The organism is Streptomyces sp. NPDC046915, assembly GCF_040644935.1.
GTDB lineage: Bacteria > Actinomycetota > Actinomycetes > Streptomycetales > Streptomycetaceae > Streptomyces.
In genome coordinates this window covers 49878-65177 of record NZ_JBEYXB010000032.1, presented here as the reverse complement: position 1 = coordinate 65177, position 15300 = coordinate 49878, and the positions used below count along the sequence as shown (strand labels likewise).

The window sequence follows — 15300 nt, the reverse complement described above, 5'->3', positions numbered from 1 at the left end:
CCATGGCAACGCTTGAAATCCGAGACCTGCACGTCACCGTCGAGGCCGACAACGCCACGAAGGAGATCCTCAAGGGCGTCGACCTCACCGTGAAGCAGGGCGAGACGCACGCCATCATGGGCCCCAACGGCTCCGGCAAGTCGACCCTCGCCTACTCGCTCGCGGGTCACCCGAAGTACACGATCACCAGCGGCACCGTCACCCTCGACGGCGAGGACGTCCTGGAGATGTCCGTCGACGAGCGCGCCCGCGCGGGCCTGTTCCTGGCGATGCAGTACCCGGTCGAGGTCCCCGGCGTCTCGGTCTCCAACTTCCTGCGCACCTCCGCCACCGCCATCCGTGGCGAGGCCCCCAAGCTGCGCACCTGGGTGAAGGAGGTCAAGGAGGCCATGGAGCGCCTCAACATGGACACGTCCTTCGCCGAGCGCAACGTCAACGAGGGCTTCTCCGGCGGTGAGAAGAAGCGCCACGAGATCCTCCAGCTCGAACTGCTCAAGCCGAAGGTCGCGATCCTCGACGAGACGGACTCCGGCCTGGACGTCGACGCGCTGCGCATCGTCTCCGAGGGCGTCAACCGCGTCCGCGAGACCGGTGAGGTCGGCACCCTGCTGATCACGCACTACACGCGCATCCTGCGCTACATCAAGCCCGACTTCGTCCACGTCTTCTCCGCCGGCCGGATCGTGGAGTCCGGCGGCGCGGAGCTCGCCGACAAGCTGGAGGACGAGGGCTACGAGGCATACACGAAGGGTGGCGTATCCGCGTGACACAGATGCCGGGCCTCCTCGACACCGAGGCGATCCGCAAGGACTTCCCCGTCCTGGACCGGCTGGTCCACGACGACAAGAAGCTCGTGTACCTGGACAACGCGGCGACCTCGCAGAAGCCGCGCCAGGTGCTGGACGCCCTGAGCGAGTACTACGAGCGCTACAACGCCAACGTCCACCGCGGTGTGCATGTGCTCGCCGAGGAGGCCACGGCGCTGTACGAGGGCGCGCGCGACAAGGTCGCCGCGTTCATCAACGCGCCGAGCCGCGACGAGGTGATCTTCACCAAGAACGCCTCCGAGTCGCTCAACCTCGTGGCGAACATGCTCGGCTGGGCCGACGAGCCCTACCGGGTGGACTCCGAGACCGAGATCGTCATCACGGAGATGGAGCACCACTCCAACATCGTGCCGTGGCAGCTGCTCGCGCAGCGCACCGGCGCGAAGCTGAAGTGGTTCGGCCTGACCGACGACGGCCGCCTGGACCTGTCCAACATCGACGAGGTCATCACGGAGAAGACGAAGATCGTCTCCTTCGTGCTGGTGTCGAACATCCTGGGCACCCTGAACCCGGTCGAGGCGATAGTCCGCCGCGCCCAGGAGGTCGGCGCGCTGGTCTGCGTCGACGCCTCCCAGGCCGCGCCGCACATGCCGCTGGACGTCCAGGCCCTCCAGGCCGACTTCGTGGCCTTCACCGGCCACAAGATGTGCGGCCCGACCGGCATCGGCGTGCTGTGGGGCCGCCAGGAGCTGCTGGAGGACCTGCCTCCGTTCCTCGGCGGCGGCGAGATGATCGAGACGGTGTCGATGCACTCCTCGACATACGCCCCGGCGCCGCACAAGTTCGAGGCGGGCACGCCGCCGATCGCGCAGGCGGTCGGTCTGGGCGCGGCGATCGACTACCTGTCGTCGATCGGCATGGACAAGATCCTCGCCCACGAGCACGCGCTCACCGAGTACGCCGTGCGGCGGCTCGGCGAGGTCCCGGACCTGAGGATCATCGGCCCGACCACGGCCGAGGACAGAGGGGCCGCGATCTCCTTCACCCTGGGCGACATCCACCCGCACGACGTGGGCCAGGTCCTCGACGAGCAGGGCATCGCGGTCCGCGTCGGCCACCACTGCGCGCGACCCGTCTGCCTGCGCTACGGAATTCCCGCGACCACGCGAGCGTCGTTCTATCTGTACTCCACGCCGACCGAGATCGACGCACTGGTCGAGGGGCTGGAGCACGTTCGGAACTTCTTCGGCTGAAGGGCGTGAGCTGAAACCGTGAAGCTGGACTCGATGTACCAGGAAGTCATCCTGGACCACTACAAGCACCCGCACGGGCGGGGCTTGCGGGATGGCGACGCCGAGGTGCACCACGTGAACCCGACGTGCGGCGACGAGATCACCCTCCGAGTGAAGTACGACGGCACGAGGATCGAGGACGTCTCGTACGAGGGCCAGGGCTGCTCCATCAGCCAGGCCTCCGCCTCCGTGCTGAACGATCTGCTGGTCGGCAAGGACCTGGCGGACGCGCAGAAGGTCCAGGAGACCTTCCTGGAGCTGATGCAGTCCAAGGGCAAGATCGAGCCCGACGACGCGATGGAGGACATCCTGGAGGACGCGGTCGCGTTCGCCGGTGTCTCCAAGTACCCCGCCCGGGTCAAGTGCGCCCTCCTGAGCTGGATGGCGTGGAAGGACGCGACGGCCCAGGCGCTGGGTGGCGCGGTCGACGCCGAAAGGAAGACGGCATGAGCGAGACCGTTGAGATGAAGCCCGCCTCGGAGGAGGAACTCCGCGAGGCGCTGTACGACGTCGTCGACCCCGAGCTGGGCATCGACGTCGTCAACCTCGGCCTGATCTACGGCATCCACATCGACGAAGCGAACATCGCGACCATCGACATGACCCTGACGTCGGCGGCCTGCCCGCTGACGGATGTCATCGAGGACCAGGCCAAGTCCGCCACGGACGGCATCGTCAACGAACTGCGCATCAACTGGGTCTGGATGCCCCCGTGGGGCCCCGACAAGATCACCGACGACGGGCGCGAGCAGCTTCGGGCGCTCGGCTTCAACGTCTGAGACCTCCTGCACGCGTGAAGCGGCGGCACCCGAGGGGTGCCGCCGCTTCCGTGTGTTCAGGCCGGTCCGTGTGTTCAGGCGAGTCCGTCGACCAGCTGGAACGCCGAGTCCGCCCGGTACGTGCCGCCGTACTGGTACGGGTCCAGCTTGAGCTGGAAGTTCTGGTGACGCAGGAAGCGGCCGGGGTAGTTCACCGACTCCAGCATGACCGCGCCGGAGAACGAGGACGGCCGGGGACAGAAGGTGGCGTCCTGCTCGAACAGGGACGAGCCGTCGTCGCGCTCGGAGCGCAGCACGAAGTTGCGGTGCCGCAGATAGGTGCCGTCGGCCGTGGCGAAGGAGTAACAGGAGGCGTCGGACAGGCCGTTGACCACCTTGAAGGTGGCGTCGCGGCGCGCGGAGGCGGAGCCCACCGGATCGAGCTTCACGTAGCCGCCGCTGACGTGCCAGTAGCGGTCCGGGTAGTTGACCGCCCGGACGGACTTCCACGCGGACGAGTCCGTCGAACCGTGCGAACCGCCGTCCGAGCCCTTTCCGTCCGAGCCTTTTCCGGATGAGCCCGAAGAGCCCGACGAGCCCGAGGACTTGGACGGCTTGGTGGACGCCTTGGACCCGTCCTTGCCGCCGTCCGGGGACGCGGTCGAGGCCTTGGCGGTGGACGTGGCCGAGGACGGAAGGCCTTTCGTTCCGGGCGCGGCCTTGGTGCTCGCGGAGGGCGAGGCGAAGGAGAGCAGGCCGGGACCGCCATCGGTGGGGGCCGCCGACTTCGCCTGGGGTGACGCCTTGTCAGGAGCGTTGTGGTTCACGGCTATCGCCGTCACACAGGCGGCGATCGTCACGGCGGCCAGCCCGCCGGCCAGCCAGAGTCTTCGCGTTCCGGGAGCCCGGGACGTATCGGGGGCCCAGCCGTTCTCCCAAGGCTCGTTCCGAGGGGGCTGGGGTGTGGTGTCTTGCATGCGCAGATTTCCTCCAGCGGCGCGCGGGGCGGCGGCCGGGGGTGTGAGGGTGAGGTATGTGAGCGGTGAAACACTAGTGGAGCCGACGGGGCGTCGGGAGCCGTTTGAGTGAGCGGTTTCTATGAAAGTGAAACCAACTCATGTTCCGCAAGGGGCTTCTGTTCCGCGTGGGACTTCACATCCCTTACTCAGTGCCCCTCGTGACCTGTTCCGCGCCGTTATGTACGCTCGTACACATGGGATACCTGTTGCTCGGCTGCGCCATCGCCTCCGAGGTGGTCGCCACGACGGCGATGAAGTACAGCGACGGCTTCAGCAGGCTCGGCCCCTCACTGCTGACCGCCCTCGGCTACCTCCTCTCCTTCGCCCTGCTCGCCCAGACTCTGAAGACCGTCTCCATCGGAACGGCGTACGCCATCTGGTCCGGGGTGGGCACCGCGACCATCGCCGTGATCGGCCTGATGCTGTTCGGGGAGGGACTGAGCGCGACCAAGGTCGCCGGGATCGTGCTGATCGTCGGGGGAGTGGTGGTGCTCAACCTGGGAGGCGCTCACTGATGCCCCGGCGTTACGACCCCGAGCGGCGGCAGCGGATCATCGACGCGGCGATCCGGGTGGTCGGGAGGAAGGGCATCGCGGGCCTGAGCCACCGCTCGGTCGCCGCCGAGGCGGACGTCCCGCTCGGCTCCACGACGTACCACTTCACGACCCTCGACGACCTCATGGTGGCCGCGCTCCGCCAGACCAACGAGGGCTTCGCCAAGGTGCTCGCCGACAGCGCTGTCCTGGACGATCCGGGCGGCGATCTCGCGACGGGTCTCGCGCACGTCCTGCGGAACTGGCTGGGCGGGGACCGGCCGGGCGTGGAGCTGGAGTACGAGCTGTACCTGGCGGCCCTGCGCCGGCCCGCCCTGCGCCCCGTCGCCGCCGAGTGGACGCGCGAGACGGCCCGGCGACTGGCGGCGCGCACCGATCCGGTGACGGCGAGGGCACTGCTCGCCCTGATGGACGGGATCTGCCTCGACGTGCTGCTGACGGGAGCGGAGTACGACGAGCAGTACACGCGGGACGTACTGGCGCGGCTGATCGACGGGGCGCCCTCGTAGCGCGGGCCGGTCCGATGCGGCTCGGCACGTGAGACGCGGTTCGCCCAAGCGGCACAGGCCACGTTAGGTTTCCCTCATGACCGACAAGAACGCACGCACCACCGGTGCCGTCGCCGCGGGCCTCGCCACGATCGCCGCCGACGGGACCGTCCTCGACACCTGGTTCCCCGCGCCGGAGCTTTCCGCGGAGCCCGGCCCCTCCGGCACCGAGCGGCTCTCCGCCGAGCAGGCCGCGCAGCTGCTCGGCGGCGGCGCGACCGCCGCGATCGGCCCGGACGCCCGCCGGGGCGTCGAGGTGGTCGCGGTCCGCACGGTCATCGCCTCGCTCGACGAGAAGCCGATCGACGCGCACGACGTCTACCTGCGCCTGCACCTGCTCTCCCACCGCCTGGTCAAGCCGCACGGCCAGAGCCTGGACGGCATGTTCGCCCACCTCGCCAACGTCGCCTGGACCTCGCTCGGCCCGGTCGCCGTGGACGACATCGAGAAGGTGCGGCTGAACGCCCGCGCCGAGGGCCTGCACCTCCAGGTCACCTCGATCGACAAGTTCCCCCGCATGACGGACTACGTCGCCCCCAAGGGCATCCGCATCGCCGACGCGGACCGCGTCCGCCTGGGCGCCCACCTCGCCGAGGGCACCACGGTCATGCACGAGGGCTTCGTCAACTTCAACGCCGGCACGCTCGGCACCTCCATGGTCGAGGGCCGTATCTCCGCGGGCGTCGTGGTCGGCGACGGCTCGGACATCGGCGGCGGCGCCTCCACCATGGGCACGCTCTCCGGCGGCGGCAACGTGATCATCTCCATCGGCGAGCGCTGCCTGATCGGCGCCGAGGCGGGCGTCGGCATCGCCCTCGGCGACGAGTGCGTGGTCGAGGCCGGCCTCTACGTCACCGCGGGCACCCGGGTCACCATGCCCGACGGACAGATCGTCAAGGCCCGCGAGCTCTCCGGCGCCTCCAACATCCTCTTCCGCCGCAACTCGGTCACCGGCACGGTCGAGGCCCGCCCGAACAACGCGGTATGGGGCGGCCTGAACGAGGTCCTGCACAGCCACAACTGATCACCGGCGGCCGTGCGGTGCGGCCGCCCGGTCGGCGATGAGCGCCCTTCCACGGCCCGAGACGGCCCGGAAGGGCGCTTTCGTTCCGGGCGCCCGGACCGCACAGCATGATCGCGCCGATCGCGGGTAGAGCTGCGTATCGAGGGCGGGATCCTGCGACGAGGGGACGCCTCCATGACTGATATCCCGGCAGAGGTCTTCGAGACCGTGGCAAGAGACGCCCTGCACGAACTGGCCACGGACCCCAACCGCCGGGCGTTGGATGCTCTGGCTGGGACTGATGTGCTGATCCCGGCGATGAGCGGTATCTGCTACACGAGCGGTCGCAGTCGGTTCGTGCGGTTCGTGCTGCCGGTCGTCGAAAGCGTGAACTCCGCTCCGGCGGTCCATGTGTTCACGTCCGAGGAGCGGCTGTTCCGGGCCTTCCCTCTGGTGCCCTGCTATCGGCCGGTCACCTTGCGGCAGTTGGCCGCTCATTGGCCGACCGAGGAAGTGGTTCTCGTCATCGACGCCGGGCACGAGGACTCACTGACGCTGTCCGCGCACGAGGCACAGGGATTTCTCGCCCGCTGCCTCGTCTGACGCGCGGCACCAGCGGTCATGGTGCGAGGGAGGCCGAGAAGTCCGCGAGGACCGTGAAGTCCTCCTCGCGGAGGCCGATCCTCGGGCTGACGTGGTGGAGCAGTACGGGCCCGCCATGGTGGGCCCGCACGTACGCCGTGTCGGCCGGGCTCTGTTCGTCGTCCACCCAGGCGAAGGGGCGGCCGGCGGCGTGGGCCACGATGGCCTCGGTCTTCCAGTGGACGCCGTCGGGCCGCAGGGCGAACAGGCCCGCGCCGAAGTCGACGTACGGCAGCTCGGGCAGGCCGACGACCGGGGCGATCCACCGGTTGGCCGCGTCCATCCACGTGGTGGCCCAGCACAGGTCGTAGCCGAGGTTCAGCAGCGCCGGGCCGTGGTCCGGGTTCAGCCAGACCCGCAGGGCACGGCCGGGGTGCAGGGCCACCCGGATCGTCGTGTAGCCCGCGGGGCGCCGCTCGGGCCGCGCCGCGTACGGGTTCAGCGGGCCGTCGACTTTACCGACCGCAGGAGCTCGGATACCGGCTCTGAACTGCGACAATTCATAGACTACATGTCCGTGACGGGGAGTTGGGGGTGTTGCTGTAACTCGTCCGGGTGGTCTCATGGGGCGACCCGCCCACCAGGACGGTGGACGGGTCGTGAAGGCTTTCGGCGGTGCAAGATCACATGGTTGGTCCGGGCTTAGCCCTGGCTGGGGCCGTCGTAGTAGCCGGGCCGGGCCAGCAACACGGAGTTGAAGTAGTAGCCCTGCTCGTCGTCCGGTTCATCGTCGCAGTCGAAGGGGCGCCAGAAGCTGAGTAGCAGGTCTGGCGCGACGAATGACGCGGGGTCCTCGTCGTCGGCGACGATGGACGTGAGTTCCGACATCCGGTTTACGACCTCGCGGGCCGGGAGGCCGAAGACGTCGATTCCACGGAAGAACACGACGTCAGACGGTCCAGTAGGGCGTCCCAGCTCCACGGCCTCCAGCCGGTCACGCACGCATCCGATACTGATCATCAGGCCGCTCGGCCGGAAGATGTACTGACCCGCTTGATCGGATGGGGACAGGGCTGCTGGTTCCCGCAGCGAGTCCAGTGCGCTGTTCGCAGCCTGGCGCGGCATGCCAATCTGCAGGGGGCCGACGCCGACGGGTGGGGCGAGCTCGAAATGCATGTGCGCATGGTGTCACGGGCCGCGCTTCTCGCCCGGGGCGGCTGATTCAGGGTCTGCCGAGGAGTGTGCTGGCCCCGGGCTGGCGATCTGTGCTTCGAGGTCGGCCAGGCGCCGGTCTTGGAATCGAAGGTTGGATCGGGCAGCCTTGAGCCGCTCGTCGAGGGTGCGGTTGTCGGCGGTGAGCTGGCGAACTCGCTGCTTGAGGGTGGTGTTCTCGGTAGTGATCCGCTGGATGGCCTCCTCGGTCCATTCGGCCTGCAAGTCCCGGATCTCGCCGAGGAGTTCACCGATGCGGGTCCTCTGGGTGAGGATCTCGGCGTGAGCGGACTTGAGGGCGTCCTCCGCGTTGAGAGCGCGTTCGCGCCAGGTCGCCTCGCGCTCGTCATCCTGCTCGGCGAGCGTCCGGGACCGGGGTTCGCCGGCCTCGGCCATGGCCGAGGCGATGGCGGTCCTGGCCTCGGGGTTGTCGTAGAGGAACGTGCGGGAGACGTCTGCGCGGCGGGCGACGGCGGCGACGCTGATCTGGGTCTTCTCGCGCCGAAGGCGAGCGATGGCCTCGTGGACGCGGTGGAGGGCGGTCTCGGTCTTGCGACGGCGGGCTGCCAGGGCGGCTGCCGTACGGGGTCCTGGAACGGTGGTGGTCTTCATGCGATGTCCTGTTCGAGATCGTCGCCGTCCGTTGCGCACGTATCGCCGTACTCGTCCTGCTCTTCGCTGCGCACGTCAGCGAGGTCGGCAGCACGGAAGGCGGTGGACCACACGCGGTGGAAGTAGTCCTGCGGTTTGCGCAGGTCCAGGGCGAGGGCGTCGTCGAGGAGGCCGAGGCCGGCCAGGGCCTTCTCCAGGCCCTCGATGGCGCGGGCGGTGGGCTCGAAGTAGCGGTGGAGGTAGTCGGCGGTGGCGTCGTCTGGGGCACCCTCGGCCAGCAGCCGCCACTGCTCGCGCTTGCGTCGCCAGTAGAGGAGGTCCGCGCCGGAGAGGACGAACTTGTCGCAGCTGTGGCAGTCGAGGTTCCAGGGACAGGCACCCCCGTCGACGACCGGCTGGAAGGTGCAGAAGCCACCCTCGGCCGGAGTGCTGCGGCGGGCCAGGTCGACCGCGATGGCCAGGGCCTGCTCCTTCGTGAGCGCCTCGGCTGCGTCCCCTGCGAGGAGTTCCCCAGGAGCGGCCGCGCCGGGGCCGGCGACCCACACATGCTGGAGCACGTTCTCCAGATCGGTGTTGGAGAGATGGACGTAGTGCTCGGCCATCCGGTCCGAGACGTGCCCGAGATAGCGACGGATGTGGGTGAGTGTGGCGCCTTGGCGGAGGAGGCTGGTGGCCAGGGTGTGGCGGGCCTGGTGGGGGACGCAATGGCCGATGTCCATGGCGTCGACCCAGGGGCGGAAGCGGCTGTAGAACCACGGTCTGCTCAGTGCGATCGTTCCATCGGTGCTGCGGTGGCTGGTGGGGAACAGCGCGAGTCCGTCGCGTTCTTTGCCTGGGGGTGTAGCCGTGTTCGTCGGCGAACCGGCTGAGAGTCTTGCATTGTCGGGCGGTGATGAGGTCGAAGAGCGACTCGGGGATGCGGATTGCCGCGTCGTAGTTACCAACCTTGGTCTGGTCGTGCCAGAGCATCGCGAGTCCGCTGAGCCGGCCGATGCAGTTCCAGCGGAGCTCGATGACCTCGCCCAACCGTCGTCCGGTGACCACGACGATCTCCCAGATGTCTCGGGCTCCCTCGTCATCCGGATCGTGGACGCGTGTGAGCTCGGCGAGATTGCGCTCGTCTGCCAGTGCGCGCGCCACCTCGTCGGCGAAGGGGCGACGACGCTTCGGGTAGGCGGTGGCACCGGCGTTCGGCAACGCGACGACAAACTCTCGCGCCAGGCTAAGAGCATCGGTCGCACCGTCGTCCATTGCCTTGCGGAGGATCTTGCGCGTGTGGTTGAAGACCACCGACCGCGTGCCGGTTGTGACGATGCTCGGCTTCCCATCGGACCGGACCATGGCCAGAGAGGGGAGTCCATGGCGTTCGCGATGTCTCTGATCTGCGACGAAGCGATCGGCATGCTCCTTCGTCAAGACTGCTGGGTCGTGGCCCCCGCCAGGGGCATCGACTTCAAGGAAAGCGCTCAATTCCGTCATCGCACGGCGAATTTGGTCGAGTTTGTGAGCGCTGGGACATCTGGGCGAACTGAGGATCTCGGCAAAGTAGTCCCATGCGATTCCCTGTAACCATCGTTGGGAGATCCCCGTGAGACTGATATGCCCGAGCCGCTGATCGAGACTGATGCCGAAGTGCCTGGTCTCGATGAATCCAGCCTCCTTGGTCTCCTCTCGCGTGAAATAGACCAGACGCAACTCGTGAAGGATCTCTTTCGTGATCCCCGTGGCGGTTTTACTCAAGGAGGAAACGTCCAGATCGATGATCGAGGTCGCGTCTGTTTCGCGACAGGCATTCACTACCATGCGGAGTGCGATGACATCCCAACGAGCGGGACGCGACCGTTGGGTGTGAGTGAACAGCCCCCACTGGATCTCCTTTTGCGCCAGCGGACGCAGGCCACGCAGGTTCAACTGAGCGGGTAGGGCGACTGCGGTCTCCGCATTGCACCATGCCTGGAACCGGTTCTGGTCCGTGTAACTGAGTGCGGCTTGGTCGTCACGCCACCATCCCTGCGAAATCGATGCGTCGCCGAGGGAACCTGCCCTCCGGTAGGCGTTACCGTGCCGACGACATAGTCCGAGCGGCGACTCTGCCAACAGAGGACAGACCAGCACCACGCAAGCCCCGAATCCCGGAGAAGGACTTTGCTCGGCGACCCACCCATCCAAGTCGAGTGCGGCTTCTTTTCCAGCTCGCGCCCGACTCCACTTCTTGAAGTGCAATTCGCAGAGACGATACTCACCTGGTCGCGCGGGGCGCTCGGGGCAGATCAGGCAAGACATATTGCCGTAATGATCGGTTGACTGGCCCAAAGGTTCAGCAGCGCTGAGGAAAGCAGACCGGCTGACTCCTTGCTTCGCGACGGTGAGCCACTCTTCTCGATGGCTGTGGCAGAAGTCGCCGAGGCCGGTAGCGCGCTCGCATCCGCCGACCCGGCAGAACCACCGGTAGGTTTGGTGTCCCTGTGGAATTTGGATGATGTCGTCGCGAAACAGAGGATCGAAGGAGGGCCCGTTCATCAGCGCGGTGAGGATCTCCAAACGATCTCTGCCGATCCGCGTGTCGTTCTGGTGCGTGGCCAGCAACGGCAACAGGAAGGCGTCCCGGCGCTTCATCGGCTCTCACCCCAGACCGTGCGCAGAGCGGCGTCGAAGACCGGATCATGGATGTCGACATGCCCGTAGACCTCGTCGACCATCGCGGCCGAGGCCCAGCCGCCTGCGTCCCGGGCGATCAAGCTGTTGCCGTCCGCGGCATCCAGAACCGCCGAGGTAAAGGTGTGCCGGAAGGCATGGGGTTTCACCAGCCCCAGACCAGCGCGTTTCCCTGCCCGCCCGAGCATCCGGCGGGCGCCGACCGGGGCCCACGCCTCGCCGACGCCGGCACCGTGCAGCTGGACCAGGAGCATGCCGTGCCGAGCGCCGCGTGGGTACTCGGTGGTGATGTACTCGAAGTAGGAGTGCACCATCGCAGGGCTGACTCGCTTGATCAGCCCGCCGGTGACCGTCCCGCGCTCGACCTGCCACGGGTGCTTGGTCTTGGCCTCGGCCTCGTTCGGGTTGCCTGGCCGGTGGCAGATGTGCAGGTGCGGGGTGCGGCACTCGCCGCAGGCAGCGTTCTCCCTCAGGTGCAGGTCGACCAGGTGCAGCCCGCAGAGCTCGCCGATCCGCAGGCCCCCGTCGGCGAGCCAGTCGACGACCAGCCGGTCCCGGGCGGAGTTCACCGTCTCCAGCAGCCTCTTCCTCGCACCGTCTGGCAGCATCTTCGGGTGCCGGCGGTGCGGCCCCTTCGGTGCCAGCGGGTTCGTGGGCAGTGGCGACTTCACGTGACCGAGGAACGAGCGACGGCGGTCCACGCGCGACGGCAGCCGGGACTTGTCGAGCTTCTTGCCGAGTTCGCCGTTTACGCCGAGCGCGGCTTGGTGCAGGTAGAAGCCCTTCAAGCAGGCCGCCGCGGTCGACAGCGCGGAGCGACCGTAGGGGCGCTTGCCGACCCGCCACGGCTCTCCGAGCGGCATGCGGACCTCGGCACCGACGATCCCCATGTACCGATTAAGGTCGCGCAGTTGGACCGTCTCGAAGGCCAGGCACTCTCGCTCCAGCCATCGCAGGTGGTCCACCAGGTAGTACGCGTAGGTCTTCTGCGTGCCCGAGCCCTCGTGTTCACGCAGGTAACGGTCCGCCTCCGTGTGAAGCGTGCCCTCAGGCCAGGCGATCGTCCATGATCTCCGCCCGTCCTTCCGCTCGATCCGCTGGACCCTCAACTCCCCGATCACGACGTGCCGTGCCACTTGTCCTCCGTACCGACTCCGGAACGTGACTGACGTCCCGGTCCCGGTCGGTAAACGAGCCCATGACGTCCTGGTCACAGGCCCAGACGGACATCACGGGCGGCACTATCCGTGGTCGGTAAAGTCGACGTCCAGGTACAGCAGGGGGCGGCTCACGGGACCAACGTACGGCACCGTGCGCCGTGGACCGGCGGGAATTTCCTCGCGGCACACAGGCATAGCGGCAGGCGGTCGGCCGCGTCACAAGGGGTAGAGGGGCCGGGCACCGGGTCCGCCCGGGGGAAAGAGAAGGTGGCGATGGATGCCGAAGCGGAGGAACGCTTCCGGGAGTTCGTGGCGAACCGGTCGTCCGCGCTGCTGAAGACGGCCGTCCTGCTGACCGGCGGGGACCGGCACGCCGGCGAGGACCTGTTGCAGAACGCACTGGTCAAGGCGGCGGGACGGTGGCAGCGGATCGACGAACCCGAGGCCTACGTACGGCAGATCCTGTACCGGCAGCAGATCAGCCGCTGGCGGCTGAAGTGGCGCCGGCGGGAGGTGAGCGTCGCCGAGCCGCCGGAGACCTCCGCGACCCAGGACGCCTCGAACGCCGCCGAGCTGCGGCTCGTGCTGCGCGCGGCCCTGTCCCGGCTCACCGACCGCCAGCGCACCGTGCTGGTGCTGCGTTACTTCGAGGACCTGCCGGAGGCCGACGTGGCCGCTCTGCTGGGCTGCTCCGTGGGCACCGTACGGTCCACCACTCACCGCTCCCTGGCCCGGCTGCGCGTCCATGCGCCCGAGCTGGCCGCGCTCGGTCCGGCGGACGCCGAGCAACTGCCGTCCCGTGACTTCTCGCCCGTGGAGGTGCGTTCGTGAACGTCGAGGAACTCGTGCGTGACTCCCTGCGCGAGATGGCGGGGGAGACGGAGCCGCCGTCCGGGACCCTGGCCGACCGGGTGCTCGTGCTGCGCCGGCGCCGCCGGACCCGCACGGTCGCGACGCTCGCCGCGTCCACCGCGACCGTGATCGCCATCGCCGTGGGGGTCCCGCTGCTGGACGGTTCCGGCGGGCGGGACGCGCGCCCGGCGCGCGTCGGCGACGGCCGGGTGGTCGCCCACGCCGACCAGTCGCCGCCGCGTGATCTGATCGGGGCGGGAGGCGCGGTGGTCGCCGGGTACAGCACCCAGAAGCGGGTGAAGCAGCCGGACAAGGACGAGATCACCACGCGGACGTACTGGCTGCTGGATCCCGGGAGCCGCACGTACAAGAAGGACACCCGGTGGTCGTTCGTGGCCGTCGCTCCCGGAGCGCGTCTCGCCGCCGTGCTGGAGCGCGAACTGCCCGTCTCGCGCGTCGGGCTGCTGGATCTGAGCACCGGCAAGGTGGAGCGCTGGATCCAGGTGCCGCAGGGCGTGGGCGGGCTGGCCTTCTCGCCGGACGGGACCAAGCTGGTCGCCACCACCTACGCCAAGAACCCCGACCGTGCCTTCTGGAGCAAGCGGATCCCGGTCAACGACGAGGTGGAACCGCAGACGGTGCCCAGCCGGACCGGCTTCACCCTGATCGACGTCGCCTCGGGCGACGCGCAGTGGCACAAGCTGCCGTACTGGAAGGACGAACTTGGTCTGTCACTCAACGCACGCGCGGATCTGGAGTTCAGTCACGACGGAAAGCTCCTCTGGGAGCCCATCCCCATGAAGTCGGGCAGCGTGTACCACTCCTTCGACGGCACCAAGGTGGCCACGCCCGCCGACGAGGCACACGTGGACCCCTGGGTCGACGCCGGGCTCTCGCCCGACGGGAAGCTGGTGGCGGGCGGCTTCGCCGGAAAGGGCAAGGAGATCGCCTCCGCGGTCGACGACCCCGCCACGGGCAAGCGGATCACCAAGGTGCCCGGCCAGCAACTGCTGGCCTGGGCGGACGGCAAGCGGCTGATCGCCTGGGGGATCGGCGGCGACCACAACGAGTACCACCAGCGGCTGGTACTGGTCACCGTCGGCAGCAAGAAGGCCGAACCGCTCAGCGGCTTCCGCTCGCCCAAGGACGACACCGGCGGACGGTGGGAGCCGCTGTTCACGACCCGCTGACGTCCGACACGTACTCCTCGTACACCGCGCGCAGCCCGTCGGCCGTCTCCCGGCCGGCGGGCCCGAGCGGTGCCCGCACCGGGCCCGCGGGCAGGCCGAGCCCGGCCAGCAGGGTCTTGGCGGTGACCGTACCGGGCAGGTCCGTGCCCATCATCGCCTCGATCAGCGGGGTGGCCCGCAGCTGGAGCCGGGTCGCGCGGGCGGTGTCGCCCGCGTCGAACGCGTCCAGGATGTCGGCGACCTGGCGCGGGACGACGTTCGCGACCGTGCTGACACAGCCCGCGGCGCCCACCGCGTACAGGGCGAGGATGTGCTCGTCGCAGCCCGCGTAGTACGCCAGGCCGGTGCGGGCCAGTACCTTCTGCGTGCCGAGGAAGTCGTACGAGCAGTCCTTGACCGCCACGATCCGGGGATGGTCCGCGAGCCGGATCAACGTCTCCGGCGCGATGCGGGTGCCGGTGCGGCCCGGGATGTCGTACAGCATCACCGGCAGACCGCTCGCGTCGGCGACCTGGCGGAAGTGCGCCTCCAGCGCGTCCTGCGGCGGCCGGCTGTAGTACGGGGTCACCACCAGCACGCCGTCCGCGCCCGCCTTCTCGGCCGCCAGGGCCAGTTCCACGGTGTGCGGGGTGTCCGAGGTGCCCACGCCCGCCACGATCGGCACCCGGCCGCCGACCGCCTCCCGGACGGCCGTGATCAGCTCCGCCTTCTCGGCATCGCTCGTGGTCGGCGACTCGCCCGTCGTGCCGCTGAGGACCAGGCCGTCGCAGCCCTCCGCCACCAGCCGCCCGGCCAGGCGCCCCGCGCCGTCCAGGTCGAGCGCGCCGGACCGGGTGAAGGGGGTGACCATCGCGCAGAGCGTGCGGCCGAAGGGGCGCGAGAAGGGGCGCGAGGAGGGGCGCGAGGAGGGGCACGGGGTGGTCGTCATGGGAGTAGTCTCGGCACGACGAAGGTGAAGCTCCACTTAATTCTTCTACGGGATATCGCTAAGCATCGCTGCGGTATCGGCAGGGGTGCGCGCCCTGCCCTATGTCCAACTCGGCCTCTCATGGGTCACTATGGCCGGGAGGGTCCCCGACGGCAGTCATGGGAGGCG

At 68.6% G+C, this 15300-nt stretch carries 18 protein-coding genes; 11 read left to right on the top strand and 7 right to left on the bottom strand.

What is annotated here, in order from left to right; translation table 11 throughout:
- Nucleotides 1-2 precede the first annotated feature (2 nt).
- From sufC to ABZ915_RS44495, 4 genes are read left to right on the top strand one after another with little or no spacing between them, the layout of a single operon-like run.
- Nucleotides 3-767: a Fe-S cluster assembly ATPase SufC gene (sufC, locus tag ABZ915_RS44510; RefSeq protein ID WP_361815825.1), complete on the top strand. Its 765-nt coding sequence runs from the start codon at nucleotides 3-5 to the stop codon at nucleotides 765-767.
- Complete coding sequence (locus ABZ915_RS44505; protein WP_361815822.1) at nucleotides 764-2020, top strand: cysteine desulfurase; 1257 nt, start codon at nucleotides 764-766, stop codon at nucleotides 2018-2020. The genes sufC and ABZ915_RS44505 overlap by 4 nt, the downstream gene beginning before the upstream one ends.
- Nucleotides 2021-2038: 18 nt before the next feature.
- Nucleotides 2039-2509, top strand: a complete 471-nt coding sequence (gene sufU / locus ABZ915_RS44500) for a Fe-S cluster assembly sulfur transfer protein SufU (RefSeq protein WP_361815819.1) — start codon at nucleotides 2039-2041, stop codon at nucleotides 2507-2509.
- Nucleotides 2506-2838, top strand: coding sequence for a metal-sulfur cluster assembly factor (locus tag ABZ915_RS44495; protein WP_361815816.1), 333 nt, complete (start codon nucleotides 2506-2508; stop codon nucleotides 2836-2838). The genes sufU and ABZ915_RS44495 overlap by 4 nt, the downstream gene beginning before the upstream one ends.
- Before the next feature lie 74 nt (nucleotides 2839-2912).
- Here the strand turns inward: ABZ915_RS44495 and ABZ915_RS44490 are convergent, their stop codons facing one another.
- On the bottom strand, nucleotides 2913-3794 hold the full coding sequence (locus tag ABZ915_RS44490; RefSeq protein WP_361815813.1) for an AbfB domain-containing protein: 882 nt from the start codon (nucleotides 3792-3794) through the stop codon (nucleotides 2913-2915).
- Nucleotides 3795-4030: 236 nt separating this feature from the next.
- Here ABZ915_RS44490 and ABZ915_RS44485 point away from each other — a divergent pair, with 236 nt between their 5' ends.
- The 4 genes from ABZ915_RS44485 (at nucleotide 4031) to ABZ915_RS44470 (ending at nucleotide 6544) form a co-directional block, all read left to right on the top strand.
- Entirely contained in the window at nucleotides 4031-4351 is a 321-nt protein-coding gene (locus ABZ915_RS44485; RefSeq protein ID WP_361815810.1) for a multidrug efflux SMR transporter, read from the top strand.
- Nucleotides 4351-4899: a TetR family transcriptional regulator gene (locus tag ABZ915_RS44480; protein ID WP_361815807.1), complete on the top strand. Its 549-nt coding sequence runs from the start codon at nucleotides 4351-4353 to the stop codon at nucleotides 4897-4899. The genes ABZ915_RS44485 and ABZ915_RS44480 overlap by 1 nt, the downstream gene beginning before the upstream one ends.
- A gap of 76 nt (nucleotides 4900-4975) precedes the next feature.
- Nucleotides 4976-5962 carry a 2,3,4,5-tetrahydropyridine-2,6-dicarboxylate N-succinyltransferase gene (gene dapD, locus ABZ915_RS44475; RefSeq protein WP_361815804.1) on the top strand — a complete coding sequence of 329 codons (987 nt, stop codon included), beginning with the start codon at nucleotides 4976-4978 and terminating at the stop codon, nucleotides 5960-5962.
- A 174-nt stretch (nucleotides 5963-6136) separates the two neighbouring features.
- A complete protein-coding gene (locus ABZ915_RS44470) occupies nucleotides 6137-6544 on the top strand; it encodes an SseB family protein (RefSeq protein WP_361815801.1) in 408 nt (135 codons plus the stop codon).
- A gap of 16 nt (nucleotides 6545-6560) precedes the next feature.
- Here ABZ915_RS44470 and ABZ915_RS44465 read toward each other — a convergent pair whose 3' ends face one another.
- The 4 genes from ABZ915_RS44465 to ABZ915_RS44450 form a co-directional block, all read right to left on the bottom strand.
- Nucleotides 6561-7082 (bottom strand): hypothetical protein, encoded by a 522-nt coding sequence (locus tag ABZ915_RS44465; RefSeq protein ID WP_361815798.1) that lies wholly within the window; start codon nucleotides 7080-7082, stop codon nucleotides 6561-6563.
- Nucleotides 7083-7225: 143 nt separating this feature from the next.
- On the bottom strand, nucleotides 7226-7699 hold the full coding sequence (locus tag ABZ915_RS44460; RefSeq protein ID WP_361815795.1) for a hypothetical protein: 474 nt from the start codon (nucleotides 7697-7699) through the stop codon (nucleotides 7226-7228).
- 12 nt (nucleotides 7700-7711) lie between these two features.
- Nucleotides 7712-8347, bottom strand: a complete 636-nt coding sequence (locus tag ABZ915_RS44455) for a DUF6262 family protein (protein ID WP_361815792.1) — start codon at nucleotides 8345-8347, stop codon at nucleotides 7712-7714.
- The gene (locus ABZ915_RS44450) at nucleotides 8344-9066 is read right to left on the bottom strand and encodes a site-specific integrase (RefSeq protein WP_361815789.1); all 723 of its coding nucleotides are present in this window, start codon (nucleotides 9064-9066) and stop codon (nucleotides 8344-8346) included. The genes ABZ915_RS44455 and ABZ915_RS44450 overlap by 4 nt, the downstream gene beginning before the upstream one ends.
- Before the next feature lie 127 nt (nucleotides 9067-9193).
- Here ABZ915_RS44450 and ABZ915_RS44445 point away from each other — a divergent pair, with 127 nt between their 5' ends.
- Nucleotides 9194-9916: a hypothetical protein gene (locus ABZ915_RS44445; protein ID WP_361815786.1), complete on the top strand. Its 723-nt coding sequence runs from the start codon at nucleotides 9194-9196 to the stop codon at nucleotides 9914-9916.
- A 1043-nt stretch (nucleotides 9917-10959) separates the two neighbouring features.
- Here the strand turns inward: ABZ915_RS44445 and ABZ915_RS44440 are convergent.
- Nucleotides 10960-12138, bottom strand: a complete 1179-nt coding sequence (locus ABZ915_RS44440) for a tyrosine-type recombinase/integrase (protein WP_361815783.1) — start codon at nucleotides 12136-12138, stop codon at nucleotides 10960-10962.
- 297 nt (nucleotides 12139-12435) lie between these two features.
- Here ABZ915_RS44440 and ABZ915_RS44435 point away from each other — a divergent pair, with 297 nt between their 5' ends.
- Together ABZ915_RS44435 and ABZ915_RS44430 are read left to right on the top strand one after the other, a co-directional pair.
- Nucleotides 12436-12993, top strand: coding sequence for a SigE family RNA polymerase sigma factor (locus ABZ915_RS44435; RefSeq protein ID WP_361815780.1), 558 nt, complete (start codon nucleotides 12436-12438; stop codon nucleotides 12991-12993).
- A complete protein-coding gene (locus tag ABZ915_RS44430; protein ID WP_361815777.1) occupies nucleotides 12990-14204 on the top strand; it encodes a hypothetical protein in 1215 nt (404 codons plus the stop codon). Before ABZ915_RS44435 ends, ABZ915_RS44430 begins: the two co-directional genes overlap by 4 nt.
- On the opposite strand, the gene dapA is transcribed toward ABZ915_RS44430, so the two are convergent.
- The gene (gene dapA / locus ABZ915_RS44425) at nucleotides 14191-15132 is read right to left on the bottom strand and encodes a 4-hydroxy-tetrahydrodipicolinate synthase (protein WP_361815774.1); all 942 of its coding nucleotides are present in this window, start codon (nucleotides 15130-15132) and stop codon (nucleotides 14191-14193) included. The genes ABZ915_RS44430 and dapA overlap by 14 nt on opposite strands.
- Nucleotides 15133-15300: the final 168 nt, after the last annotated feature.